The organism is Actinoplanes sp. CA-015351, from assembly GCF_050955685.1.
Taxonomy (GTDB): Bacteria; Actinomycetota; Actinomycetes; order Mycobacteriales; family Micromonosporaceae; genus Actinoplanes.
On sequence record NZ_CP192102.1, the window covers coordinates 7,678,973 to 7,702,876 of the forward strand.

Genomic DNA, 23,904 nt, shown 5'->3' on the forward strand with positions numbered 1-23,904 from the left:
GGCCGAGGTCAGGCCGCGAGCGCGGCCTCGATCTGGTCGACGGCCTCGGGTACGGTCCGCGCGATCAGAATCATCTCCAGCGCCGCCGGCCGGACGAACTTGTTGTCGACCAGGCTGCCCAGCCAGGTCCACAGGCCGTCGTAGAAGCCGTCCGGGTCGAGCAGCACCATCGGCTTGCGGTGCACGGCGAGCGTCGCGGTGGTCCAGACCTCGAAGAGCTCGTCCAGCGTGCCGAGGCCGCCGGGCAGGGTGATGAAGGCGTCCGACCGCTCGACCATCAGGTTCTTGCGGGAGCTCATGTCGGCCGTGACGACGAGCTCGTCGGAGGCCAGGTCAGCGACCTCCAGGTCCATCAGGCGCTGCGGGATGATCCCGAGGGTGCGGCCACCGCCCGCGCGGGCGCCGTCGACGACGGCGCCCATCATGCCGACACAACCGCCGCCGGAGACGAGCGTGTGCCCGCGGCCGGCGATGGCCCGGCCGGTCTGCTCGGCCAGGTCGAGCCAGCGCTGTTCGAGGGTGGTGGAGGAGGCGCAGAACACGCAGATGGCGGCCATGTCAGAGCTTCCCGAGGGCGGCGTCGGCGTCCACGATGATCCGGACGGCCTCGGCGACGTCGTCGGTGACCTGCAGAAGTTCGAGATCCATGGCGTTGATCTTGCCTTCGTCGAGCATCCGGCGCTTGATCCAGTCGAGCAGGCCGCTCCAATATTCGGTGCCCATCAGGATCACCGGGAAGCGGGTGACCTTCTTCGTCTGCACGAGGGTGATCGCCTCGAAGAGCTCGTCGAGGGTGCCGAAGCCGCCCGGCAGGACCACGAAGGCCTGCGCGTACTTCAGGAACATGGTCTTGCGGACGAAGAAGTACCGGAAGTCGATGCCGACGTCGACCCAGTCGTTGAGGCCCTGCTCGAACGGCAGCTCGATGCCAAGTCCCACGGACATCCCGCCGGCCTCGGTGGCGCCGCGGTTCGCCGCCTCCATGACGCCGGGGCCGCCGCCGGTGATCACCGCGTAGCCCGCCTCGGCGAGGGCCGCGCCGAGGCTCTCCGCCAGCTCGCACTCGTAGCTGTCGGCGCTGCTGCGGGCCGAGCCGAAGACGCTGACCGCGGGTGGCAGGTCAGCCAGGGTGTCGAATCCCTCGACGAACTCGGAGAGGATGCGCAGGGCGCGCCAGGCGTCCTTTGTCTTCCACTCGCCGCGGTGGGGTGAGTCGAGCAGTTTCTCGTCGGCGGTGCTCGGCGGGATGGCGTCACGGCGCAGCGTGACGCCTCCACGGTGACGCTCCGGACCCGCCTGCGGTCGCCCGTTGGTGCTGTCCGTCATGCGTCAAAGGTAGTGCGGACGGTCAGTACCCGGTGAATAACCGGGTGCGTTTCGGTAAGAGGATTGCGACCTGCGGACCTTTTTGCCAGATTGAAGCAACCGAACGTAGCCCTGCGACGTCTGTACTGTTACCGACCTCGACCACACGGCAGGCACGGTGCCCGGTTTGACACCGGGTGCCCGGCGAAGGAGCAGCCACCGTGACGAACCGTTACGAGCGCCTCAAGATGCACCGCGCCATGCAGCGCCGGATCCGCCTGGTGGTGGAGGAACGGCGGATGGCTTTCGCGGCGCGTGAGCCCGAACCCACCGTCGACCTCGAGACCACGATGGAGATACCGCCACCGGCGCTGCTGCCACAGCGCGCCGTCGGCCGGGTCGTTATACAGAGCGCGTAGAAAATAGAAGAACCGAGCGCCTAGATGTCGGACGACGGCGCCAGCCAGCGGTACAACGTGGCCGCGCCGTCCCGGATCTTGCCGATCTCGACGTGCTCGTCCGGCGCGTGCGCCAGCGCCGGATCGCCCGGCCCGTAATTGAGTGCCGGGATGCCGAGCGCCGCGAATCGGGCCACGTCGGTCCAGCCGAGCTTCGCGGCGGGCTCCTCGCCGACCGCCAGCAGGAAGTCACGGGCCGGCGCGGCGGTCAGGCCGGGGAGCGCGCCCGGCGCCGAGTCGATGACCTCCAGCTCGTAACCGTCGAAGACCTCGTGCAGGTGTTCGAGCGCCTGCTTCTCGCTGCGGTCCGGTGCGAAGCGCAGGTTCACCTCGGTCCAGGCCTCGTCCGGGACGACGTTGCCGGCGATGCCGCCGCCGATCCGGACCGCGCTGAGCCCTTCCCGGTACGTGCAGCCGTCGATCGTCACGGTCCGCGCCTGGTAACGGTCGAGGCGCCGGAGGACCTCGCCCATCGCGTGGATCGCGTTGGTGCCGCGCCAGGCCCGCGCGGTGTGCGCCCGGCGGCCCCGGGTGTGCAACCTCACCCGCATCGTTCCCTGGCAGCCCGCCTCGACCACCCCGTACGTCGGTTCGAGCAGCACCGCGAAGTCGGCCTGCAGCCATTTCGGATGCGCGTCGGCGACCAGGCTGAGCCCGTTGAACTCGGACTCGATCTCCTCGGCCTCGTAGAAGAGGTAGGTGATGTCGTACTCGGGGTCGGGCACGGTGGCGGCCAGGTGCAGGGCGAGGGCGACGCCCGACTTCATGTCCGAGGTGCCGCAGCCGTAGATCAGGTCGTCGACGACAGTGGACGGCCAGTTGTCGTTGATCGGGACCGTGTCGAGGTGGCCGGCGAGGATGACCCGCTGCTCCCGCCCCAGTTTGGTACGCGCCATCACCGTGTTTCCGAGCCGTTTGACGTTCAGGTGATCGACCTGGCGGAGGGCGTCCTCCACGCAGTCGGCGATCACCTTCTCGTCACGGGACACGGACTCGATGTCGACCAGCGTGCGGGTGAGCACGACCGGGTCCACCAGCACGTCCGGGGTAAGCGGGTTGGCCATGTGCGCACCATACCGGGGTTCCACGAGCCCGCCGTTGCCTCGTTACGGTCCGGTAGGGTTCCGGTCGTGGAAACCGCGATCTCGACCTCGCCCGCCTGGGGCATCGGCCTCGCCACCGTGACCGCTGAGGGACAGGTGCTCGACACCTGGTTCCCCGGCGGATATCTGGGCCTCGGCGAGGAGCCCGCCGACGTTCCGGCGCTGCCGGCCGGGCTGACCGGCCCGAAACTGCTGCCCGGCCTCTCCACGGTCGAGGTCCGCACGGTGATCAAGTCACTGGCCGACCCGATCACCGACGCCTCGGACGCGTACCTTCGCCTGCACCTGCTCTCGCACCGGCTGGTCCAGCCGAACGCTCTGAACCTGGACGGTGTCTTCGGCAAGCTGGCGAACGTGGCCTGGACCACGGCCGGCCCGTGCCCGCCGGAGCGGGTCGACGAGCTGCGCTTCCTGGAGCGCGCCGCCGGCCGCCAGCTGAGTGTGTACGGCGTGGACAAGTTCCCGCGGATGACCGATTACGTGGTGCCCTCGGGCGTCCGGATCGCCGACGCCGACCGGGTACGCCTCGGCGCCCACCTGGCCTCCGGCACGACGATCATGCAGGAGGGATTCGTCAACTTCAACGCCGGTACGCTCGGCACCTCGATGGTCGAGGGCCGGATCGTGCAGGGCGTGGTGGTCGGCGACGGCGCGGACATCGGCGGCGGATCGTCGATCATGGGCACCCTCTCCGGCGGCGGCAAGGAGAAGGTCCGCATCGGCGAGCGCAGCCTGCTCGGCGCGAACGCGGGTGTCGGCATCTCGCTCGGCGACGACTGCGTGGTCGAGGCCGGCGTCTACATCACCGCCGCCTCCAAGATCTCGCTGCCCGACGGCCGTGTGGTGAAGGCCATCGAGCTGTCCGGTGTGAACAATCTCCTGTTCTGGCGCAACTCGCTCTCCGGCGCCCTGGAGGCGAAGCCCCGCAAGGGCACCGGCATCGAGCTGAACAGCGCGCTGCACACCAACGACTGATCAAGAACGCAACGAACTGACGGCCGCCGTTCGCACGGCGGCCGTCAGTGTCTCCAGGACCCGAGACTCGATCTTCCAGCGCTGCCAGTACAGCGGCACGTCCAGGAATCGCCCCGGCATCACCTCGACCAGCCGGCCCGCCGCGAGATCCGGAAGCGCGTGCTGCTCCGGCATCATCCCCCAGCCGAGCCCCTGCCGGATCGCCTCCTCGAACGACGCCGCAGCGGGCACGTAGTGTGCCGGCGGCAACCGCCGCGAGCCCAGGAACCGCTGCTGCAACTCGTCCTTCCGGTTGTAGACGACGACCGGGGCACGTTCAACATCATCAACAGGAAAAGCGGCGACGGCCAGGTACCGCATCACCCCGAGGCTCTCCACCCGGCACCCCTGCACCGCCACCCGATCCGCGGTCACCGCGGCCATCGCCTGCCCGGTCCGCAGCAGCTCGGCCGAGTGATCCTGATCATCGATATGCAGTTCGAACCGGACGTCCGGCACCGCTGTCAGCACCGGCAGGAACCAGGTGTTCAGCGAGTCCGCGTTGACCACCACGGAGAGCCGGCTGCCGTCCCGGGCCTGCCCGAGGGCCTCCTGCTCCAGCAGCGCCACCTGCCCGGCGAACCGGACCAGCGCCTGCCCGGCCGTGGTCGCGGTGCACGGCTTGCCGCGGCGGACCAGCACCTGACCGACCGACTGTTCGAGGGCCTTGATCCGCTGACTGACCGCCGACGGGGTGACGTGCAGCGCCCGCGCGGCCGCCTCGAAGCTGCCCTGCTCGACAACCGCCTGGAACGTAGCGAGCTGAATCTGGTCCACGTTAAGCAACGCTAATCCATAGTCAGAATCTTTAGCTGGACTGATCCGTCAGAGAAAAATACCGTCTCACCATGCTCACCTCCGCACTGGCCGGCTTCGCCGCCTCCGCCGTGCTCATCCTCGCCATCGGCGCCCAGAACGCGTTCGTCCTGCGTCAGGGGCTGCGTCGCGAACACGTGCTCCCGGTGGTCCTGACCTGTGCCTTCTCCGACCTCGCGCTGATCCTCGCGGGCATCGCCGGACTCGGCGCGGTGATCAACGCACAGCCCGGCCTGGTCACCGCGATCCGCTGGTTCGGCGCGGCCTTCCTCCTCGGTTACGCCGTGCTGGCCGCGCGCCGCGCTCTGCGCCCGCAGCGCCTCGAAGTCGCCGGGAAACCGCCGGCCACGCTCCGCGCCACGCTTCTCACCTGCCTGGCGCTCACCTACCTCAACCCGCACGTCTACCTGGACACTGTGCTGTTGCTCGGCTCGATCGCCCAGCAACACCCACACCGCTGGCTCTTCGGACTCGGCGCGGCCACGGCCAGCCTGGTCTGGTTCGTCGCGCTGGGCATCGGCGCGCAGCGGCTGGCTCCACTGCTGGCCCGCCCGTCCGCATGGCGGGTGCTGGACGGCGTGATCGCCCTGGTGATGGCGGCTCTCGGCATCACGCTGATCCTGCAAGCTTGACTCTCCAGCAGGTCGAGACAGCAAGGTCTGACGACGTGAGCGACACACGAGGCATCGGCGAGGCGGCGCGGGCGAGCGGTTTGAGCGTCAGCGCGCTGCGCTTCTACGACGGCGCGGGCGTACTGGTCCCGGCCGTCGTGGATCCGGCCACCGGCTATCGCCGGTACACCGCCGGTCAGATCAAAGCGGCCCGGCTCATCGCCGGGCTACGGCGAGTGGGCATGCCGGTCGCGGACATCGCGCAAGCGGTCCAAGACCTTCCCGACCCCGCTTCGGTACGCGAGAAGCTGGACGCCCACTTGGCCCGATTGGAGGCCGGTCTCGCCGACGCCCGTCGTGAGCTCCTTCGTCTGCACGCGCTGCTCGACCTGGAGGAGAACCTGATGACCCGGATCACCCTGCCCACCACCGCCCTGGCCGCCGCCCTCGGCGCAGTCCGTTTCGCCGCGGCGGACGCCACCGACCCGATCCCGGCCGGCGTGCTGTTCGAGACCGGCGACGCCCGGCTGACCCTTGTCACGACCGACCGTTACCGGCTCGCCGTCGCCTCGGTCCCGGCCGGGGTCGAGGGGCCGCCGGCCCGGCTGTTCCTGCCCCTGGACCTGGCGGACGACCTGGCCGGCCTGCCGGCCGGCCCGGTCACCCTGGACCTGACCGCCGACCGGGTACGGGCACAGGCCGGCGACACGGTCGTCGAGGGCAAGCCGATCGACATGGACTTCCCGGATTACCAGCGCCTCATCTCGGTGGCCGGCGAGCAGACCCGGCAGATCCCCGTCGACACGGCTGTCCTGCGGGAGCAGGTGGCGGCGGCCCCGGTGGTGCCGAAGGAGCACGACGGTCACGCGTACCCGGTCTCGGTGATCGGTCTGGACCAGGCAGGGAGCCTGCGCCTGGTCACCCAGAGCGAGTGGGAGGCGAATGCCGACGCGCATGTCGCGGTGAACCGCGAGTTCCTGCTGCAAGCCATCGACGCTGGTGGACCCGGGCAGCTGGTGCTGGAGCTGGACGGACCGCTGCTGCCGCTCGCCGTCCGGATTCAGGGGGACGACACCCGATTTTCCCTGCTGATGCCCGTTCGCCCCTAGGTACGCCTTCGCTGGTAACCGTTCAGACACAGTCCGGCACCGGTACCGCATGGGAGTCGTGATCAAGTCGCTCATCGGCCCGTGGCCCGGCTACTTTTCGTCACGTGCGCAACCGGGAGGACGAACTCAACGCCGCGGCTACCGGCGCGTCCATGACCGGGTGGGAGTTCGCCTGGCTGGACGGCCTGGCCGTGGAGTCCGAGCCGTCCTGGTCGTACCCGGAGCTGGCCCGCCCTCTGGTTCGCCGGTCCGCCAGCGTGCTCGACCTGGACACCGGCGGCGGCGAGCTGCTCGCCGAGCTGGCGCCCCTGCCTGCGCACACCGTCGCGGTGGAGAGCTGGGCCCGCAACACCCCGGCCGCGGCCGCCCGCCTCGGCCCGTTCGGCGTCCCGGTGCACACCGAGCTGCCGGCCGGGGAGAACGAGTTCGACCTGGTCCTCAGCCGGCACGGCCGCCTGCCGTCACCGGACATCGCCCGCCTGCTCAAGCCCGGCGGCGTCGTGCTCACCCAGCAGGTGGGCAGCGACGACCTCGCTGATCTGAACGTCGAACTCGGCGCCCCGCCACCGCATCCGCGACGGTGGGACGCCGAGGTCGCGGCGGACTCGCTGCGGGCTGCCGGGTTGCGCGTCACCGACGTGCGCGAGGAGCACCCGCCGGTGGTCTTCCGCGACATCACCGCGGTGGTCCATCAGCTGCGCACGGTGCCCTGGCAGATCCGCGACTTCTCCACCCAGCGGTACGAACGAGCGCTGGCCCGCCTCGGCGCCGCGATCCGTGCCCGGGGCGAATTCACGGCGCGAGCGCACCGGTTCCTCGTCCAGGCCGAGCGGCCGACAGAGGCGTAAGGCGCAAGCCTCTTTCAGGGGATCCGGCGTTAACCCTTTGGTGTTTGCTACCCGGAAAATATCTTCTTTACTTTCTCCGTTTCACATGATCGCTTCACGTTTCGCGCTCACTGAAGGCCGATTCGGAGGCGTTTCGGCGTTGCTTCGCTTCGGCCCGGCTTGATGCCTCAGCCAGTCTGTGCCCACCACCCAGCCCGCTGCTCGCACCGGCTCCGGTGGATCTAGCTGAGGGTTCACTGGGAGCGACCTGAACGAATTCGTCACGCTTACGGGGTAAGCGAATCGGTCTGGCCCGGCAGCCGATTTGCACGCAAGAGGCGGTCGATACGGCCTATCGCGGCGTTCGGGGCGTTCCGTCATCTTTGTCCCAGCACCGGGATGCCTGAACGGCTCCCGGAACACCCGAACAACGACGCTCACCCCGAGTTGGTCGCTCCCGCGACTCGGTTACGGGGTTTTCCGAGCGCAAGCTGATCCGTTCCAGGAGGAACATCCCATGCGCAAGTTCACCAAGCGTTCCGTCGCCCTGATCACCGCAGGCGTCGTGGCTGTCGGCGGCGGCGCGGCTTACGCCGCCTGGAGCCTCGGTGGCAGCGGCACGGCCACAGCTTCTGCCGGCACTGTCCAAACGCTCTCCGTTGCGGGCGTCAGCACGACTCCGCTGGTCCCGGGCACCAAAACCGACGTCACCCTGACCCTGACGAACCCGAACAAGTTCCCGGTCGTCGTCACCTCCATCAGCTACAGCGGTTTCAGCAGCAACAACGGCGATTGCGCTGGGTCCAACATCGTGGCGACTGGCGCTGCCATCCCGACAGGCGTCATTGTTCCGGCAGCGACCTCGACTGCTCCGGGAACGGGCCCCATCACCCACGTCGAAGCGCTGAGGATGGTCGGCAACGCGGCGGAGGAATGCCAGGCCGCCACCTTCTCGTTCACCGCCACGGTGGGCGCGGATAGCGCCGCTTCCTGACCGTTCGGCCGGAGGGGCGCCAACGCGTCCCTCCGGCTTGCTCGTCGATCTATCAACTCTAGGTAGGGAGCAGCAAGGTGTTCGGATCCACGCTGCGAGCCAGGTCCATGGCGGGCGTAGCCCTTGCGATCGCACTGGTAGCAAGCGGCAGCGCCGCCTGGGCCTATTGGAGCCTGGGCGGCAGCGGAACCGGCACTGCCACTGCAGGGTCACCCGTCAACTTGATCGCCACCGGAGTCACTGACCCGGTAACGCCTTTGGTCCCAGGTGCCACTCGGGATCTCTATGTGACTATTCGCAATGACAATCGCTTTCCTGTGCGGGTGGCAACCGTTCGCCCTGGAGCAGCCGGCGTCAGCGCCGATGTCGCGCATCGGAACGCGGGTTGTATTCAGACCGGCGTGGTTCTGGTCGGCTCGCCTTTCTCAGTTGCTTGGCCGGTGCCGGCTAGGTCCAGCGCCAAATTCCGGCTGCCGATTTCGATCAAAATGACCAATGCTTCGCACTCCGCCTGCCAAGGCGCGATTTTCTCGGTGCCACTCACCCTGACGGGCCAGAGCAATGCGAGTTGATCTGCATTCTCCGCTGTTGCTGAAGAGCCTTGGCGCGGCCGTGACGGCTGTTGTTTGTGCTTGGGTGGCGGTTGGGGCGCGTACCGAAGAGGTTGGGTCCGAGGAGGTCTCGCAGCACTCGGCCCTCACGTTCGATGTGAGTTCGACCCCTGTGAAAGATCTTTATCCTGGTGCGCGAAAGCGCACCCGCTTGACCGTGACCAATCCCTATCCGTTTCCGATCGAGGTTCGGTCGCTTGAGGCTCGCCTCGCGTCGACGTCGAAGCGGAGCTGCCGGGCGATCGCGGCGAATTTGCAGGTCGGGCAGCATCTCGGGAAGTTGCCGCTGACCGTGTCAGCGGGGAAGAAGAAAGCCGCGGGTGAGTTTGAGCTGCGGATGCCGAATTCGGTGGCCGATGACTGTCAGCGCACGACGTTCCGGCTGCGGATCATCGCGCGTGCCAGGAAGGCCGGCCGATGAAACGGCGATCAACGATGGCGATTCTCGTGGCCGGTGTGGCCGGCACCCTCGCTGCGGGTGCCGGCCTCGCGGCCTGGGCGGACTGGAACGTCGGCGGCAGCTCCGGCCGGGCGACCGCGCGCGCCGAACAGATGCCGGAGGTCGGCAAGCCCGGCGTCGAGGTGCCCGCGAAGGGTGTTCCGCGGATCTCGTGGACCGCAGTCACCTTCGAGTCCGGTCGGCCGGTCGGCGGTTATGTCGTTACCCGGCGGATCGACGACAAGGTTGACGCGGTGGCCTGTACTGCGCCAACCGGCACGCTGACCTGCTCGGATGAGCAGGCCCCAGCGGAGCAGAAGATCGTTTACCTGGTAAACGCCGTGGCGGGCACTCGCTGGACCGGCCCACTGAGCCCGCACAGCAAGCCCGTCCGGGTCGGTACGCCGAGCGTGGACGCCCCGCTCGCTCCGAAGGTCAAGAAGAAGGCCGCGGTGGCGGTCCCGGCCGAAGAGGCCCGCGTCGAGACGGTGACCACCCAGCCGACCGCAGCGGCCCCGGCCGAAACCACCGAAACCACAGTCTCACCGGCGCCGATCGCGTCCTCCCCGTCGCCGGCGCCGGTGACCAGCAGCCCCGAAGCGATCACTACCGCGCCGACCACCGCAGAGTCGCCCTCGCCAGAGGCTCCGGCAACGACCACTGGATGAGCCGGCTCAGCTTCGATCTTGTGGAATTGGCCGACCCGTTTGCGCCCAACTCCACAAGATCGAAAAACCCCCCGCGGATCTCGTATCCAAAAACCCCCGCGGATCTCGTATCCAAAAACCCCTGCGGATCTCGTATCGAAAAGCCCCGTGGATCTCGTGGAGTTGGGGGGACCGTTTGCGGGGAGTTCCACAAGATCTATGAGTGGGGCGTGTGCGCATCCGCCCCTCTGGTCGCCGCCGGTCGGCGATCCCCTCGACCGCCGCTGATTTGAGTCAGCGGCGGTCGCTCGCTATGTGTGGTGTTCGGGCTGGGCAGGACGGGTGCGGATGGGCGTCGTCGCAGGCCGGAGGCAGTGGAGTAGCACGATGTCATCACTCGGGCGGGTTAAACCGTATAGGCATACCTGTCCGATTTATGCACTGGAAGGGCAAACGGAAAACCGATCACATCGGACATCTCTATCGGGGAACGTTGTATGAGCGCCGGACACGGCGTTTTCCCACCGGCCTTCGAGGAGGAGCGAGCCGCTATGTCCCACGTGAGCGAACCACCGGCGGCTGCCGCCGCGAAGGCTGCCCCGTGAATCGGCGGGACGTTCTGACGAACCTTCATGAGGGCGGCGGCCGGCCCCACCGTGGTCACGGCGACGGCAAGCCGCCGCGGGCGAACATCGAGCTGGACCCGGCCGACCACGAGGAACCGACGTGGGAGGTGCACCGCCCCGGCACACCCCGGCGGCGGTTCGACCGGCGGGCCCGGATGATCCTCACCGCCGCCGCGGTCGCCGCGCTGCTGGCGAACGCGGGCGCGGCCTGGGCGTACTGGCGGTTCAACCAGCCGGACGAGCCGACCGCGGCGCACTCGGTCACGGCCGGTGTCACGTTCGCCATGGCGCTGAACGGCACCTCGGACCCGGACGACCCCTCCGGCGATCTCACGGTCACCGTGACCAACCAGCATCCGGTGCCGATCCGGATCACCGCGATCCGGCCGGGCGCCGGGCGGGCGATGGCTGACGACACGCATCGCGACGCCGGCTGTTCGGCGCCTCGGGTGCGGATCAGCCAGGACGTCTTCCCGGTCTCCTGGGAGATCCCGCGGAACACCGTCGGGGCGTTCGTCCTGGATGGCGCGCTGTCGGTGCGGGCCGGCGGCCAGGCCGCATGCAAGGGCGCGTCCTACAGCGTCCCGATGCGAGCCGAAGCCATCCGCCCCTAGCCCAGAAGCCGTCCGCCCAGCCCAGAAGCCGTCCGCCCCTGGCTCAAATGCTGACGCGGTGGCGCGTCACCGGATTTTCCATGGTGGACGGGTCGACCACGACGGCCGTGTGCAGCACGATTCGCGCATGCTCGGTCGCGGCCTGCACCAGGCCGTCGTCGTGGCTGGCCGCCTCGATGCCGTCGGCGATCACCTTGGCGGTGGCGTCACCGTACGTGCGGGCGTCGTGGATCTCCCGCTCGTGAATGAGTGACGCCTCGTGTTCGCGCAGTCGTGCCGCGCGCGCCTCGGACCGCTCGTAAGCGTTGCCCCGGGACACGAACTTCAGCGCGACCGCCGCACAGTCCAGCGCCACGAGCAGCAGCGCGATGCCGAAGTAGAAGAGGCCGACTCCCCAGAAATCGGCCAAGATCAAATTCCATATCGCAGCGGTACGCGCACCGAACCCCGAGTCCCCACGCACCACAGCCGCGTTCGCCGCCTGCTCCGCGCTGATCTGTTCACCGAGCCGCACCTGCTCGGCGGCCCGCTGCGCCCGAGCCGTCCGCTGCTGCTTCTGCAGTGCGGCCGCCTGCCGGTCCAGGGCGAGCGCCTGGTCGTCCAGCCGGCGGGAACGCTGCACCAGCTGGTGGCAGTACCCACCGCGCGGGCAGCCCGGACTGCGGGTGACGCCACGGCCGCCCGCGTCGGCGAGCGCCTGCCGGTACAGCAGCTGGGCGTCGTCGCGTTTACCGGCGGCCCGGTCGGTCAGTGCCCGTACCTCGGTGTCCTCGCGCACGGTGTCCCGGCGCAGCTCGGCGAGACGGGCCGTGTACGCGCCAACCGGCCCATCCGCGTCCAGCCGCTCCCTCTGAGCACCGTGGACCGTGGCGAGCCGGGCGTCGATCTCACCCCGGTACCGGGCCAGCATCAACGGCTCGGTGATCACCACGGCGAACAGCAGCGCCAGCCCGACCCGGCCCAGATAGAGCCCGAGCGTCGGCGGCCGCAGCAGGTGCCGCGGATCGGGCGAGTCGAGCCGCTCGTAGTTGACCGCGACCCGGCCCACCACGCTGCGGTCGTACGCCACCACGCCGATCGCCACCAGCGGGCCGACCAGCCACTGATACCAGGGGTGGGCGTAACCGGTGCTGGCGTCGATGAAGGCGGCGCCGCCGACGGTCGCATAAACGAAGTACAGAAGGATGAAGACGCCGATCGAGCGGTACAGGACGCGATCCGAATGTGTGGTCACGCTTCGCGGATTCACGTTCGCCACCCGCAGCAGCAGGTGGCCGAGGCCCGTGCGCATGCGGTCGAGTCTTGCCGAAAGGCCGTCGGACCGTTCAGGAAACGGCGGGATCGCTCCCCAGCACGGACGGCTCGGTGATGGTGACCGTGAGCCGGACCCGGGCCGACACGGTCTGCGCCTGCGGGAACAGCGTGAAGCCCTCGTCGGCCATCTCGAAGGAGGCCGCTCGCATCATCATCGGGTGCCCGCCGCCACCCGCCTCGGCGTCGGCGATCTCGACGATCCGGTCCACCCGGGCGCCGACGGCATCGGCGTACTCACGGGCTCGCTCCAGTGCGTCGGTGACGGCCTCCCGGCGTACCTCAGCTCCTGGCCGACCGCCTGGCCGCAGCTGCCACCAAGGCCCGGCCACCGCCGTCTGCTCGCCTGAGGCGAGCTGCGCAAGCAGATCGCCGAGCGGATCAAAATCGGACACGGTGACGGTGGTCGTGACGGTGCCCGAATATCGCTGGGCTCGCTCGCCGCGCCGATTGAAGTCGGCGTTCACCTGCACGCCGGTGGTTTCCCGGCGCTCGATCGACGTGCCGAACCGGTCAAGGATCTCGCCGACCTCGGAGGCCCGACGGGTCAGGCGAGTGACCACGGCCGTCTTGTCGCGGTCCGAGGCGGACACCGTCACCGAGAAGACCGCCAGCTCGGGCGGGATCTCCCGGAGCGCCTCGCCGTGAACCACCACGATCGGAGCGCTGCCGGGAGCCATCGCTGTCACCAGTCCGCGAGCCGGCCGGCGGCAGCGGCCACCCGCTCGTCGGTCGCGGTCAGGGCGATCCGCACGTGCTTGGCCGCCGCGGGACCGTAGAACGCGCCGGGCGCGGCCAGGATGCCCCGGCGGGCCAGCGCGTCGACGGTCGCCCAGCAGTCCTCGTCGCGGGTGGACCAGAGGTACAGGCCCGCTTCCGACTGGCTGATCTCGAAGCCGGCCTTGGTGAGCGCCGTCCGCAGGATGTCGCGGCGCGCCGCGTAACGGGCGCGCTGCTCGGCCACGTGCGCCTCGTCGTCGAGCGCCGCGACCATGGCGGCCTGCACCGGCGCCGGCACGATCATGCCCGCGTGCTTACGGACCGCCAGCAGCTCGCGGATCAGGGCCGGGTCGCCACCGACGAACCCGGCGCGGTAACCGGCCAGGTTGGAGCGTTTGGAGAGCGAGTGCACGGCGAGGACACCGGTGTAGTCGCCCCCGGTCACCTCGTCGGACAGCACCGAGACCGGGTTGGTGTCCCAGCCGAGCGAGAGGTAGCACTCGTCGCTGACCACGACGACGCCGCGCTCACGCCCCCAGTCGACCACCTTGCGCAGGTGGTCCGTGGGGAGCACCTTGCCGGTCGGGTTGGACGGCGAGTTGATCCAGATCAGCTTTACTCGTCGATCAGGGCCGATCGCGGTGAGCGAGTCGGCGCGGATCACCTCGGCGCCGGCCAGCTTGGCGCCCATCTCGTACGTCGGGTAGCAGACGGACGGGATCACCACGACGTCGCCAGGGCCGACGCCGAGCAGTGTCGGCAGCCAGGCCACCAGCTCTTTCGAGCCGATCGTGGGCAGCACGCCGAACTCGCCGGACGCGCCACAGGCACGGGCCAGCCAACCGGCGATCGCGGCACGCAGCCGCGGGGTGCCGGCGGTCAGCGGGTAACCGGGCGCGTCGGAAGCGTCCGCCAGGGCCTGCCGGACGGCCTGCGGGACCGGGTCGACAGGGGTGCCGACCGAGAGGTCCACGATGCCGTCCGGATGCGCCGCGGCGATCGCCTTGGCCGGCTCCAGCAGGTCCCAGGGGAAGTCCGGCAGGGCCGACGACAGAGCGCTCAGTGCCCTTCTCCACGCGGAGGCTGCGAGATCACGAACGGGGTGTCCTTGTCGATCTTGCCGACCTTGGAGGCGCCACCGGGCGAACCGAGATCCTCGAAGAACTCGTAGTTCGCGTTGGTGTAGTCCTTCCACTGGTCCGGGACGTCGTCTTCGTAGAAGATCGCCTCGACCGGGCAGACCGGTTCACACGCACCGCAGTCGACGCACTCATCGGGGTGGATGTAGAGCATCCGGTTGCCCTCGTAGATGCAGTCGACAGGGCACTCTTCGATGCATGCCTTGTCGAGAACATCGACGCAGGGCTCAGCGATGATGTAGGTCACGGGTCTTCCCTTCAAAGCCACGCCGCGAGAACCGCCGACGACGAATTGCAGAGCCTAGTATTCCCGCCGAGGGAGGTAATGCGTGCTCCGACAACAGGATGTGGGACACCGGGTGGTGGTACGCCGAATTGTAGGCGTAACCGGTGACCGCACGCTCTTCACGGATGCCCTCGGCGAATTGGTCGACCTGACGGAGACCGATCTCACACTCGCGACCGCCAAGGGTACGGTCCGCGTGCCGCTGCGCGAGGTGCACCGGGCGAAACGGGTTCCGCCGGCCCGCCGCGCCGTCGCCTCCCAGGTGATCGCCCTGGAACTCGCGGCCGACGAGGCCTGGCCGGCGCCGGTCCGCGCCCGGCTCGGCGGCTGGATCCTGCGTGCCGCGGACAACTGGACCGGCCGCGCCAACTCGGCGCTGGCCGTCGGTGACCCGGACCGCACGCTTGAGGAAGCGATCGACGCGGTGGTCCGCTGGTACACCGAGCGCGGCCAGCAACCGTTGATCAACGCGCCGATGCCGCTCGCCGCGCCGGTGAACGCGGCCCTCGACGAGCGCGGCTGGACGTCCCGGCATCTCACGCTGGTGCAGACCACGCATCTGGCGCCGCTGCTGGAGGCGCCGGCCCGGCCCGGCCTGCCACCTGTCGACCTGGCCGACACCGCGTCCGACGACTGGTACGCCATGGTCGCTGAGCACAAAGGTGCCCTGCCCGGGACGGCGTTGCGCATTCTCAACGGCGTACCGGAAAGGGTTTTCGCCCAGGTCCGGGACGCGGACGGATCGCTGCTGGCGGTGGCCCGCGGCGCGGTGACCGGCCCGGACCGGTGGCTCGGCGTCTCGCTGCTGCAGACCGCGCCGGCCGCACGCCGGCGTGGCCTCGGCGCGCATGTCGTGCGCGCTCTCGCCCAGTGGGCGTCGCAGCGCGGGTCGGCACACGCTTATCTGCAGGTGGAGGAGCGGAACGCGGGCGCGGTGGCGCTGTACAACCGGCTCGGGTTCAGCACCCACCACACCTATCTGACCCGCGAAGCGCCGACGGCTTAGCGGCGGACGACCCGGCGCGGCCTGGTGGTGCGGGCCTGGGTGAACGCGGCGAGGGAGCGCGAGCGGTAATCGCGGCCCAGCGCCACCGAGACGCCGTAACCGAGCGCGACGCCGACGATCGCGCAGGCCGCGTAGATCCAGACCTGGGTGAAAAAGTCGCCGGCCCCGTTCGTGAACGGGCTGCTACCGCTCAGGAACGGCCCGGCCAGCACGGTCAGCAGCATGCCGCCCAGCGCGCCGAAGCCGATCTCGGGCAGCCAGGTCTCCGGCTTGACGTCGTGCGATCGGACGAAGGTGAGCGCCGCCAGGGTCAGGCCGATGAGCGCGAACATCGTGATCGACGCCCGGGTCTGTGCGGTGTCCGAGCCGTCGAAACCGAAGCGGACCACCAGCCGGGCGACCGCATTGATCACGAACAAGCCGACCGCCAGCACCGCGATCCGGAACCAGCGCTGCTGCCTCATCTCATCCTCCAGGGGAAACGACCACTCGTTGTCCCGGTCATCTTGGCGGATGACACGCGTGGATTCCTAGACGCTGCCTGAGAGTCGGCTGTCAGCTGCCACAACAGGCTTCAAGATCATTTTGTACGAGTAGACGGCGTAGGTGAGGCTGCCGGTCAGGATCGTCACGAGCGCCACCCAGTTCGTCTCGCTGAGAAGGTAGTCGCCCTCGGTGGTCCGGGTGCCCGCCGCCGCCAGCATGAGCAGCGTCCAGAGCGCCCACGGCGGCCCCAGCCCCCAGCGCCGGCCGGTCACCGTCACGGCGAACCAGCAGATCGCCAGGTTCGCCCCGATCGCCACCGGGACGGCGAGCGGGATCAGCACCCCGCCGCCCTCCCAGGGTGAATTGCCTTTCGCCAGGCTGACCAGGCCGCCGGAGCGCAGCGTGGTCAGCTCCAGCTCGATCAACGCGGTGATCACGGTGGCCAGGACCGCGATCACCACGCCGGCGACCCGGATGATCGTGTCCCAGCCGGCCCACGGCTCGCGGGGCACGACAGTGGGCTGCTCAGTGGCTTCGTCGACAGTCATTCTTTGATCTCCAGACCCGCGAACAGGTCGTCCTCCCACTGGAACGGACCCGAGCCCGGGCCGCGCTCCCCCTTGACCAGTGTGTAGTACTCCAGGCCCATGAACTCGCCGCCGAAGTCGCCGGCGATGCCGTAGAGCCACGAGTTGTCCGGGATCTGGGTCGCGTGCGCGCGCATGGCCGCCGTCTTTTTCGCCGAGTGGTCGGTGCCGTCGATCCGCGCGGCGATCTCCGCGTCCGGTGTGCCGAACGGCAGGTCCTCCACTTTCTCCACCTCGGAGAACGGGTTGCCCTCGGACTCGCGGAACGCGTCCATGCCGTCCTGCATCACGCTCAGCGGCATGGCGCTCCAGTAGATCTTCTCCGGGCCGTCCGCCCCGGCCAGCTCGGCGGCGCGCATCGCCACCCGATGGGCCTGGATGTGGTCCGGGTGACCGTAGAAGCCGTTCTCGTCGTACGTGATCATCACCTGCGGGCGGACCTCACGGATGATCTCCACGAGGTGGGCGGCCGCCTCGTCCAGGCCGGCGCCCCAGAAGGCGCGCGGGTGCTGGTTGGTCGGCAGGCCCATCATCCCGGAGTCGCGGTAACGACCAGGGCCGCCGAGGATCCGGTGGTCGGTCACGCCGAGGGCCGCACACGCCCGATGCCACTCCACGAGCCGGTAACCGCCGAGCTGGTCGGCCTCCGCGGCGGCGAGCTGGGACAGCTCGGGAACGTGGATCTCGCCTTCCTCACCGAGGGTGCAGGTCACCAGGGTCACGTGCACGCCCTCGGAGACGTAGTGCGCCATGGTGGCGCCGGTGCCGATGACCTCGTCGTCGGGGTGCGCGTGCACCAGCAGCAGTCGGCGTGCGGGCAGGGACTCGTTAGTCACGGCCGATACTGTACGCGCGACCACCGACGAACTCGCCGCACGAGCCCGCGGTTTGACCCGCGCGAGACCCTGTTGATCAGCGATGCTGGGTGACGTGGAGTACCCCGGACTCGCCGAGCGCACCGGCGGATTCAAGCACGGCGCGCCGCACACCGTGACGATCGGCGCCGGCGGTGCCCGCGTCGTGTTCCTTCGCTCCGCCGGACCGGACGATCCGGAGTCGGCGCTCTGGGTGCTCGACCGCGACACCGGCGCCGAACGCCAGGTCGCGGACGGCCCGATCACGTCGTACGCGACCGACCGCGAGGCCGGTGTGGCCGCGTTCACCCGGGACGGCGAGCTGTTCCGCGCCGACCTGGTCGCCGGGACGCTCACCGCGGTACCGGCCTCGGGGCCGGTGCACGACCCGCGGCCCTCGCCGTCCGGCCGCGACATCGGGTACGTCTCCGACCCCGCCGGATCGGCGTCCCTGCGGGTGGCCGGGCCGGACGGTGACCGGCTGCTGGCCGGCGAACCCGGTGCGGCCTGGCGGGAGCACGGCGGCACGATCTCCTGGGGCATGGCCGGTGAGCAGGCCGGGGCGTTCGGGCGTACCCGAGGGTGGTGGTGGTCGCCGGAAGGCGGCCAGATCCTTGCGGTACGCACGGCGAAGGCCGCGAGTCTGCACTTGCTCGACATCGACGACGGCTGGGTCGACGTGCACTGGGATCGCGAGACCTATCCCTATCTGGCGCAGGTGTGCTGGGAATCGGGCGGTCCGCTGATCACCGTGCTGCGCCGGATGCAGCAGCACGGCCTCGTTCTCTCGGTCGACCCGCGCACCGGCGAGACCCAGGTGCACGCCGAGCTCGCCGACGCGCGCTGGGTGGAACCGGTGCCCGGTACGCCGCGTCACCTGCCGGACGGGCGGGTGCTGGTCGGTGGCGAGCTGGCACACGACGGCTTCGACGCCCGCTGCCTCTTCGCCGACGGCAGCCTGCTGACACCGCCCGGCTTCTATGTGAACCGGGTGGCCGGCACGCTGCCCCGCGAAGCCGGGCCGGCCGGCGCGCCCGATCTCGTGGTCGAGGGCAGCCTCGGCGATCCGGCGCTGCGCGAGGTGTTCCGGGTGCGTACCGCCCTGATCGGCAGCGGGCCCGAGGTGACCCGGATCGCCGGGCTGACCGGGCGCTCCGGTGTGGTCGTCGGCGGTGACCTGCTGGTCGCCGGTGACCAGGTGTGGCGCGGGACCGAGTTGGTGGCGACGCTGCGGTCGTTCGCGGCCGAGCTGCCGTACCGGCCGGAACCGGTTCTGGAACGGGTCACCGATCGCCGGCTGCCGGCTGCCGTTCTCTATCCGTCCGGATTCGTCGCCGGCTCCCGGCTTCCGGTGCTGCTCACCCTGGGCGCCGGGCCCGGGCACCAGCAGGTCGGCACCGACGCGGCCGCCTGGCAGGAACGGCAGTGGTTCGCCGACGCCGGCTTCGCCGTCGTCAGCGTCGATCCCAGGGGTACGCCCGGAGTGGCCCCCAGCTTCGAGAAAGCGGTGCATCGACGGCTCGGCGACGTGATGCTCGCCGACCTGGCCGACGCGTTGCAGACCCTGCTCGGCAAGCATCCCGACCTGGACCTGACCCGGGTTGCCGTACGCGGCCACGGCCTCGGCGGCTGGCTCGCGGCCCTTGCGGTGTTGCGCCGGCCGGAGGATTTCCACCGAGCCGCCGCCCGCAACCCGGTGCTCGACTGGGCCGATCTACCCGCCCCGATCGCCGAGCGTTATCTGGGCGACCGCACCGACGCGGCCGACGTCTACGCCCACCACAGCCTGCTCACGGCCGGCACATCCTCGTCGGTCCTGCTGATCGGCGCCGATCTGCCGGGCTGCCCGTCGGCCCCGTCCGCGACCCTCCCCGAAGAGCTAGCCTTCCTGTGCGGGCACCATGCGGAGGTCACCCAAACGTAGTCATGGGGAAGGGCGGTCATGAAACCTGTGACGGAGTCGGAGTTCCTGTCGATCGGCGAGACGCCCGAGCGCATCGAGCTTTTCGACGGGAGCTTGCACGTGACTCCATCACCTACACCCCGGCATCAACGCATCTCCACCCGACTCGCCATCATGCTCACTCCGGTGGTCGAGAGTGCCGGGTTACTCCTTCACGAAGCCGTGAACGTCCGCGTGGGACCCGGTCGGATCCCCATTCCGGATCTGGTCATCACCGCGGATATCGACTTCGACCAGCTGGTAGTCGACGCCTCGGCGGTTCGCCTGGTCTGCGAGATTCTCTCGCCGTCCAACGGGGACACCAACAGAGTGCTGAAGATGCACTACTACGCAGCTGCCGGCATCCCGTGGTACCTACTGGTCGATCCGAGGGACGGGACTCTGCAGCTCTTCGCGCTCGACGGGTCGGTTTACCGGGAGCATGCGGCCGGGGCGCCTGGCAGCCCGCTTCAGCTCACCGAGCCGGTGGCCGTGACCATCGATCCGGCGGAGTTGCTGCCGCCTCGCTGACGTTGTCGCACCCGCGGCCTAGGGTCGGTTCATGACCCACTTCGATGAAGCGGGCGCGGCTGTGCAAGCTGCGCTCGACGCGGGCGCGCGATATGCGGACGCCCGTGTCATGGTGCGCCGCACCGAGGCGATGTCGGCACGGGACGGCGACGTCGAGGACATCAGTTTCGACGAGAGCGCCGGCATCGGCGTGCGGGCGCTGGTCGGCTCGGGGTGGGGCTTCTACGCCGTACCCGATCTGTCGGAGCCCGCGGCGCGCGCGGCCGGGCGGCGAGCCGCTCAGATCGCCGCCGCCAGTGCTTCGGTCGCAGGGCGACCGGCCGATCTCGTCCCGGCCGGCGCCGGAGTGGCGAGCTGGGCCAGCGACTGTCTGATCGACCCGCTCGGTGTCTCCCTCGCCACCAAGGGTGACCTGCTGGTCCGGGCCACGGCGGCGGCCAAGGAGGCCGGCGCCGACCTGGCCGAGGCGAATTACTCCATCTGGGACACCCGCAAGTGGTTCGCCTCCAGCGACGGGCACCGCATCGACCAGCACATCCGTGAGTGCGGTGCGGGCGTGACCGCGAGTGCGTTCGGCGACGGGGAGATCCAGCGGCGGTCCTGGCCGTCGTTCCGGGGGCAGTTCGGCACCCGTGGCTGGGAGACGGTCGAGGAGCTCGACCTGGTCGGCAACGCGCCCCGGATGGCCGAGGAGGCCCGCGCCCTGCTGACCGCGCCGCTCTGCCCGTCCGGCGAGACCACCCTGGTCCTCGGCGGTGAGCAGCTCGCCCTGCAGATCCACGAGTCGGTGGGGCACGCCATCGAGCTGGACCGGATCCTCGGCTGGGAAGCGGCCTTCGCCGGCACCAGCTGGCTCGACCTGGACGCACTCGGCTCGCTGCGGTACGGCTCCGACCTGATGAACATCACGATCGACCCGACGTTCCCCGGCGCACTCGGCAGCTTCGGCTTCGACGACGAGGGCACCCCGGCGGCGAAACGGTACGCCGTCCGCGACGGCATCTGGGTAGGCGTGCTCGCCGGGCGTGACTCGGCCGCCGTGGCCGGGCTCGACTACGCCGGCAGCGTCCGCTCGGACGGCTGGTCCCGGCTGCCGATGGTCCGGATGACGAACGTCGGGCTGGAACCCGGCCCGCACACCCTCGACGAGATCATCGCGGCCACCGACGACGGCGTGTTCATGGACGTCAACCGCTCCTGGTCGATCGACGACCGGCGGCTGAACTTCCAGTTCGGCTGCGAGATCGGCTACGAGATCAAGAACGGGAAACTGGGCCGGATGCTGCGCAACCCGACCTACACCGGGATCGGCCCGAAGTTCTGGCAGTCGATGGACATGCTCTCCTCCGAGACCATCGCCTGGGGCACACCGAATTGTGGCAAGGGCCAGCCCGGCCAGATCGGGCACACCGGGCATCCGGCGGCGCCGGCCCGGTTCACCAACGTACGGGTGGGAGTGCACGGATGAGCGCCGAGCTGCAGGTCGCGGGCCGGGTCGTCGAGCTGGTCCGCGAGCTGGCCGGGAGCAGTGCCGAGGCCGAGGTGATGGTCCGGCACGACGCCGAGGCGCTGACCCGGTTCGCGAATTCGTCGATCCATCAGAACGTGGCGAGCGCGACCACCAATGTCCGGCTGCGGCTGCACGCCGAGGGGCGGACGACCGGCGGATCCACCACGGTGGTCGACGCCGATGGTCTGCGCGCGCTTGTGGAGAGGACGCTCGCGGCCGCTCGGGTGAGTCCGGTGGACGCCGCCTGGCCGGGCCTGGCGCCGCCGGCCGGGCTGCATCCCGCTTCTCCGGAGGCCGCCGCGTTCGACGAGATGACGGCCCGTGCCGACCCGGCACTGCGCGCCGCTCGGGTCCGCGACTTCGTGGACGCGGCCGAAGGGCTGGAGACCGCCGGTTACTGCCGGACCGGGTACGTCTCGGCGGCCTTCGCGAACACCGCCGGCCAGGCCGTCGAGGGACGCTCGGTGGAGGCCGCGATGGACGGCATCGCGCGGCTCGATGGAGCAGACGGAGTGGCCCGGCTGGCCGCGTCCCGGCTCTCCGCGATCGACGGCGCGCAACTCGGCGCCCGTGCCGCCGCGAAAGCCCGCGCCGCCGGCAGCCCGGCCGAGCTGCCACCGGGCCATTACCAGGTGGTGCTCGAACCGGACGCGGTCAAGGACCTGCTGGAAAACCTCGCCACCTTCGGATTCAACGGCAAGTCGTGGGCTCAGCGCCAGTCCTTCGCCGAGCTGGGCAAGGAGCAGTTCGACCCGTCGGTGACCATCGTGGACGAACCGCTCGGCAGCCGGGGCGAGCCCGCGGCCGGGCTGCCCTTCGACGACGAGGGCACACCGCGCCGGTCGCTGGTCCTGGTCCGGGACGGCGTGACCAAGGCGGTCACCCACGACCGGACGTCGGCGGCGCAGGCCGGCGCGGAATCGACCGGGCACGCGTCGCCGTACTCACGGTCGTGGGGTCCGCAGGCCGGCAACCTGCGGCTGGAGGCCGCGGGCCTGCCGTCGTCCTCGACCGGCGGCACCGGATCCGTCGCCGAGTCGGCGCGGCCGCTCGTCGCCCGGGTCGCTCGGGGTCTGCTGATCACCGATCTCTGGTACACCCGGGTGCTCGACCCGAAAAGCCTGGTGGTGACCGGCCTGACCCGCAACGGTGTCTGGCTGATCGAGGACGGCGAGATCGTCTCGGCGGTCGGCAACCTGCGGTTCACCCAGTCGTACCCGCAGGCCCTCGGCCCGGGGCGGGTGCTCGGCATCGGCGCCGAGTCGGTGCTGCTGCCGGAGTCCTGGGGCCGGGCCCGGTACGCCGCTCCGGCCCTGCACCTGGCCGGATGGAACATCACCGGCAACGCTTCTGGATGATCCTTTACATCATCCATGATCGTCCAATCGATGCGGGATGGTGGTTTTGTGGTCCACTTCGCATACCCGCCCCGCAAAGTGTCGGACCTTCGGCGTAACGTGTGCCCCACATCACTGTCGCTTCGCGACGGCTGAGGTGGGGCACCGCTGTGTCCGATCCCGGCCGGCCGCGACCTGAACGGCACATTCAGGGAGATGGAATGACGACGGCAACGAAGCCGGGCGGCGGCGGGCGACCTCGCGCGGCCATCGCGGCGAAAACGCTGCGGACCGACCGGTGGTGGCTCGCTCCACTGATCACTTTCGTCGGCCTGGGCGCCTGGGTCACGTACGCGACGGTCCGCGTCTTCATGCACAAGTGGTTCTTCGTGGAGGAGTTCCACTACCTCACACCGTTCTACTCACCGTGCCTCACCGAGCGGTGCGGCGCCGCGGCCGAGTTCGGTACACCACTGCCCAACTTCTTCCTCCTCCCGGAGGCCGCGCTCACCCTGCCGTTCCTGCTGCTCTTCCGCCTGACCTGCTATTACTACCGGAAGGCTTACTACCGAGCCTTCTGGCTGTCGCCGCCGGCCTGCGCGGTCCCGGACGGCCACGAGCGCTACTCCGGCGAGACTCGCTTCCCGCTCATCTTCCAGAACGCACATCGGTACGCCTTCTACGCCGCCGTGATCATCTCGGTGATCAACACGTGGGACGCGGTTCGGGCGCAGACGACCGGAATCGGACTTGGCAACGCGATTCTGTGGATCAACGTGATCATGCTCTGGGCGTACACATTGTCCTGTCATTCGTGCCGGCACATCGCCGGCGGCAGGCTGAAGCACTTCTCCAAGCATCCGGTGCGGTACCGCTTCTGGACCTTCGTGTCGAAGCTCAACACCCGGCACATGCAGCTGGCCTGGATCACGCTCGGCACCCTGGCGCTGACCGACTTCTACGTCATGGGTCTCGCCGCCGGCTGGTTCTCCGACCTCCGCATTCTCAACTGAGGGGCCGT

Annotated in this window: 27 protein-coding genes; 16 read left to right on the forward strand and 11 right to left on the reverse strand. The window is 69.6% G+C overall.

From position 1 onward, the window contains the following. Nucleotides 1-8 precede the first annotated feature (8 nt). Entirely contained in the window at nucleotides 9-557 is a 549-nt protein-coding gene (locus ACQP2E_RS34805) for a TIGR00730 family Rossman fold protein (RefSeq protein WP_433827205.1), read from the reverse strand. A gap of 1 nt (nucleotide 558) precedes the next feature. After that, entirely contained in the window at nucleotides 559-1,326 is a 768-nt protein-coding gene (locus tag ACQP2E_RS34810) for a TIGR00730 family Rossman fold protein (protein ID WP_433827206.1), read from the reverse strand. Between the two features lie 200 nt (nucleotides 1,327-1,526). On the opposite strand from ACQP2E_RS34810, the gene ACQP2E_RS34815 reads away from it, so the two are divergent. Beyond that, nucleotides 1,527-1,724, forward strand: coding sequence for a hypothetical protein (locus ACQP2E_RS34815; RefSeq protein ID WP_433827207.1), 198 nt, complete (start codon nucleotides 1,527-1,529; stop codon nucleotides 1,722-1,724). A 20-nt stretch (nucleotides 1,725-1,744) separates the two neighbouring features. On the opposite strand, the gene dapE is transcribed toward ACQP2E_RS34815, so the two are convergent. After that, entirely contained in the window at nucleotides 1,745-2,827 is a 1,083-nt protein-coding gene (gene dapE, locus ACQP2E_RS34820) for a succinyl-diaminopimelate desuccinylase (protein WP_433827208.1), read from the reverse strand. 66 nt (nucleotides 2,828-2,893) lie between these two features. Between dapE and dapD the strand changes: the two genes are divergently transcribed. After that, nucleotides 2,894-3,841 (forward strand): 2,3,4,5-tetrahydropyridine-2,6-dicarboxylate N-succinyltransferase, encoded by a 948-nt coding sequence (gene dapD / locus ACQP2E_RS34825; protein WP_433827209.1) that lies wholly within the window; start codon nucleotides 2,894-2,896, stop codon nucleotides 3,839-3,841. Here dapD and ACQP2E_RS34830 read toward each other — a convergent pair whose 3' ends face one another. Further along, complete coding sequence (locus tag ACQP2E_RS34830; protein WP_433827210.1) at nucleotides 3,842-4,657, reverse strand: LysR family transcriptional regulator ArgP; 816 nt, start codon at nucleotides 4,655-4,657, stop codon at nucleotides 3,842-3,844. Nucleotides 4,658-4,728: 71 nt separating this feature from the next. Between ACQP2E_RS34830 and ACQP2E_RS34835 the strand changes: the two genes are divergently transcribed. The 8 genes from ACQP2E_RS34835 to ACQP2E_RS34870 all read left to right on the forward strand — a co-directional run bounded on the left by ACQP2E_RS34835 (nucleotide 4,729) and on the right by ACQP2E_RS34870 (nucleotide 11,174). Continuing rightward, nucleotides 4,729-5,328 carry a LysE/ArgO family amino acid transporter gene (locus tag ACQP2E_RS34835; RefSeq protein ID WP_433827211.1) on the forward strand — a complete coding sequence of 200 codons (600 nt, stop codon included), beginning with the start codon at nucleotides 4,729-4,731 and terminating at the stop codon, nucleotides 5,326-5,328. 35 nt (nucleotides 5,329-5,363) lie between these two features. Then, nucleotides 5,364-6,416 (forward strand): MerR family transcriptional regulator, encoded by a 1,053-nt coding sequence (locus ACQP2E_RS34840; RefSeq protein WP_433827212.1) that lies wholly within the window; start codon nucleotides 5,364-5,366, stop codon nucleotides 6,414-6,416. Nucleotides 6,417-6,520: 104 nt separating this feature from the next. Continuing rightward, complete coding sequence (locus tag ACQP2E_RS34845; protein ID WP_433827213.1) at nucleotides 6,521-7,264, forward strand: class I SAM-dependent methyltransferase; 744 nt, start codon at nucleotides 6,521-6,523, stop codon at nucleotides 7,262-7,264. A gap of 496 nt (nucleotides 7,265-7,760) precedes the next feature. Further along, nucleotides 7,761-8,237 carry a hypothetical protein gene (locus ACQP2E_RS34850; protein ID WP_433827214.1) on the forward strand — a complete coding sequence of 159 codons (477 nt, stop codon included), beginning with the start codon at nucleotides 7,761-7,763 and terminating at the stop codon, nucleotides 8,235-8,237. A 287-nt stretch (nucleotides 8,238-8,524) separates the two neighbouring features. Then, the gene (locus ACQP2E_RS34855) at nucleotides 8,525-8,809 is read left to right on the forward strand and encodes a hypothetical protein (protein ID WP_433827215.1); all 285 of its coding nucleotides are present in this window, start codon (nucleotides 8,525-8,527) and stop codon (nucleotides 8,807-8,809) included. Between the two features lie 16 nt (nucleotides 8,810-8,825). Next, entirely contained in the window at nucleotides 8,826-9,269 is a 444-nt protein-coding gene (locus ACQP2E_RS34860) for a hypothetical protein (protein WP_433827216.1), read from the forward strand. A 14-nt stretch (nucleotides 9,270-9,283) separates the two neighbouring features. Then, nucleotides 9,284-9,955: a hypothetical protein gene (locus tag ACQP2E_RS34865; protein WP_433827217.1), complete on the forward strand. Its 672-nt coding sequence runs from the start codon at nucleotides 9,284-9,286 to the stop codon at nucleotides 9,953-9,955. 580 nt (nucleotides 9,956-10,535) lie between these two features. Continuing rightward, nucleotides 10,536-11,174, forward strand: a complete 639-nt coding sequence (locus ACQP2E_RS34870) for a hypothetical protein (RefSeq protein WP_433827218.1) — start codon at nucleotides 10,536-10,538, stop codon at nucleotides 11,172-11,174. A gap of 43 nt (nucleotides 11,175-11,217) precedes the next feature. Here the strand turns inward: ACQP2E_RS34870 and ACQP2E_RS34875 are convergent, their stop codons facing one another. The 4 genes from ACQP2E_RS34875 to fdxA are packed head-to-tail and all read right to left on the reverse strand — an operon-like array spanning nucleotide 11,218 to nucleotide 14,591. Beyond that, complete coding sequence (locus ACQP2E_RS34875) at nucleotides 11,218-12,465, reverse strand: DUF4407 domain-containing protein (RefSeq protein WP_433827219.1); 1,248 nt, start codon at nucleotides 12,463-12,465, stop codon at nucleotides 11,218-11,220. 34 nt (nucleotides 12,466-12,499) lie between these two features. Continuing rightward, nucleotides 12,500-13,165 (reverse strand): SIMPL domain-containing protein, encoded by a 666-nt coding sequence (locus tag ACQP2E_RS34880; protein ID WP_433827220.1) that lies wholly within the window; start codon nucleotides 13,163-13,165, stop codon nucleotides 12,500-12,502. Between the two features lie 5 nt (nucleotides 13,166-13,170). After that, on the reverse strand, nucleotides 13,171-14,268 hold the full coding sequence (gene dapC / locus ACQP2E_RS34885) for a succinyldiaminopimelate transaminase (RefSeq protein WP_433834184.1): 1,098 nt from the start codon (nucleotides 14,266-14,268) through the stop codon (nucleotides 13,171-13,173). After that, entirely contained in the window at nucleotides 14,265-14,591 is a 327-nt protein-coding gene (gene fdxA / locus ACQP2E_RS34890) for a ferredoxin (protein WP_181557980.1), read from the reverse strand. Before fdxA ends, dapC begins: the two co-directional genes overlap by 4 nt. Before the next feature lie 82 nt (nucleotides 14,592-14,673). Between fdxA and ACQP2E_RS34895 the strand changes: the two genes are divergently transcribed. Continuing rightward, nucleotides 14,674-15,636, forward strand: a complete 963-nt coding sequence (locus ACQP2E_RS34895) for a GNAT family N-acetyltransferase (protein WP_433827221.1) — start codon at nucleotides 14,674-14,676, stop codon at nucleotides 15,634-15,636. Here ACQP2E_RS34895 and ACQP2E_RS34900 read toward each other — a convergent pair. From ACQP2E_RS34900 to mshB, 3 genes are all read right to left on the reverse strand, one after another. Continuing rightward, a complete protein-coding gene (locus ACQP2E_RS34900; RefSeq protein WP_433827222.1) occupies nucleotides 15,633-16,100 on the reverse strand; it encodes a hypothetical protein in 468 nt (155 codons plus the stop codon). The genes ACQP2E_RS34895 and ACQP2E_RS34900 overlap by 4 nt on opposite strands. Before the next feature lie 66 nt (nucleotides 16,101-16,166). Further along, nucleotides 16,167-16,670, reverse strand: a complete 504-nt coding sequence (locus ACQP2E_RS34905; RefSeq protein ID WP_433827223.1) for a hypothetical protein — start codon at nucleotides 16,668-16,670, stop codon at nucleotides 16,167-16,169. Next, nucleotides 16,667-17,545, reverse strand: a complete 879-nt coding sequence (gene mshB, locus ACQP2E_RS34910) for an N-acetyl-1-D-myo-inositol-2-amino-2-deoxy-alpha-D-glucopyranoside deacetylase (RefSeq protein WP_433827224.1) — start codon at nucleotides 17,543-17,545, stop codon at nucleotides 16,667-16,669. Before mshB ends, ACQP2E_RS34905 begins: the two co-directional genes overlap by 4 nt. Before the next feature lie 82 nt (nucleotides 17,546-17,627). On the opposite strand from mshB, the gene ACQP2E_RS34915 reads away from it, so the two are divergent. The 5 genes from ACQP2E_RS34915 (at nucleotide 17,628) to ACQP2E_RS34935 (ending at nucleotide 23,896) form a co-directional block, all read left to right on the forward strand. Next, nucleotides 17,628-19,487, forward strand: a complete 1,860-nt coding sequence (locus ACQP2E_RS34915) for a S9 family peptidase (RefSeq protein WP_433827225.1) — start codon at nucleotides 17,628-17,630, stop codon at nucleotides 19,485-19,487. A gap of 18 nt (nucleotides 19,488-19,505) precedes the next feature. Then, a complete protein-coding gene (locus ACQP2E_RS34920) occupies nucleotides 19,506-20,036 on the forward strand; it encodes a Uma2 family endonuclease (RefSeq protein ID WP_433827226.1) in 531 nt (176 codons plus the stop codon). A gap of 31 nt (nucleotides 20,037-20,067) precedes the next feature. Continuing rightward, nucleotides 20,068-21,504 (forward strand): TldD/PmbA family protein, encoded by a 1,437-nt coding sequence (locus ACQP2E_RS34925; protein WP_433827227.1) that lies wholly within the window; start codon nucleotides 20,068-20,070, stop codon nucleotides 21,502-21,504. Further along, nucleotides 21,501-22,904: a TldD/PmbA family protein gene (locus tag ACQP2E_RS34930; protein WP_433827228.1), complete on the forward strand. Its 1,404-nt coding sequence runs from the start codon at nucleotides 21,501-21,503 to the stop codon at nucleotides 22,902-22,904. The genes ACQP2E_RS34925 and ACQP2E_RS34930 overlap by 4 nt, the downstream gene beginning before the upstream one ends. A gap of 200 nt (nucleotides 22,905-23,104) precedes the next feature. Continuing rightward, on the forward strand, nucleotides 23,105-23,896 hold the full coding sequence (locus ACQP2E_RS34935; RefSeq protein ID WP_433827229.1) for a hypothetical protein: 792 nt from the start codon (nucleotides 23,105-23,107) through the stop codon (nucleotides 23,894-23,896). The last annotated feature ends 8 nt before the right edge of the window (nucleotides 23,897-23,904 follow it).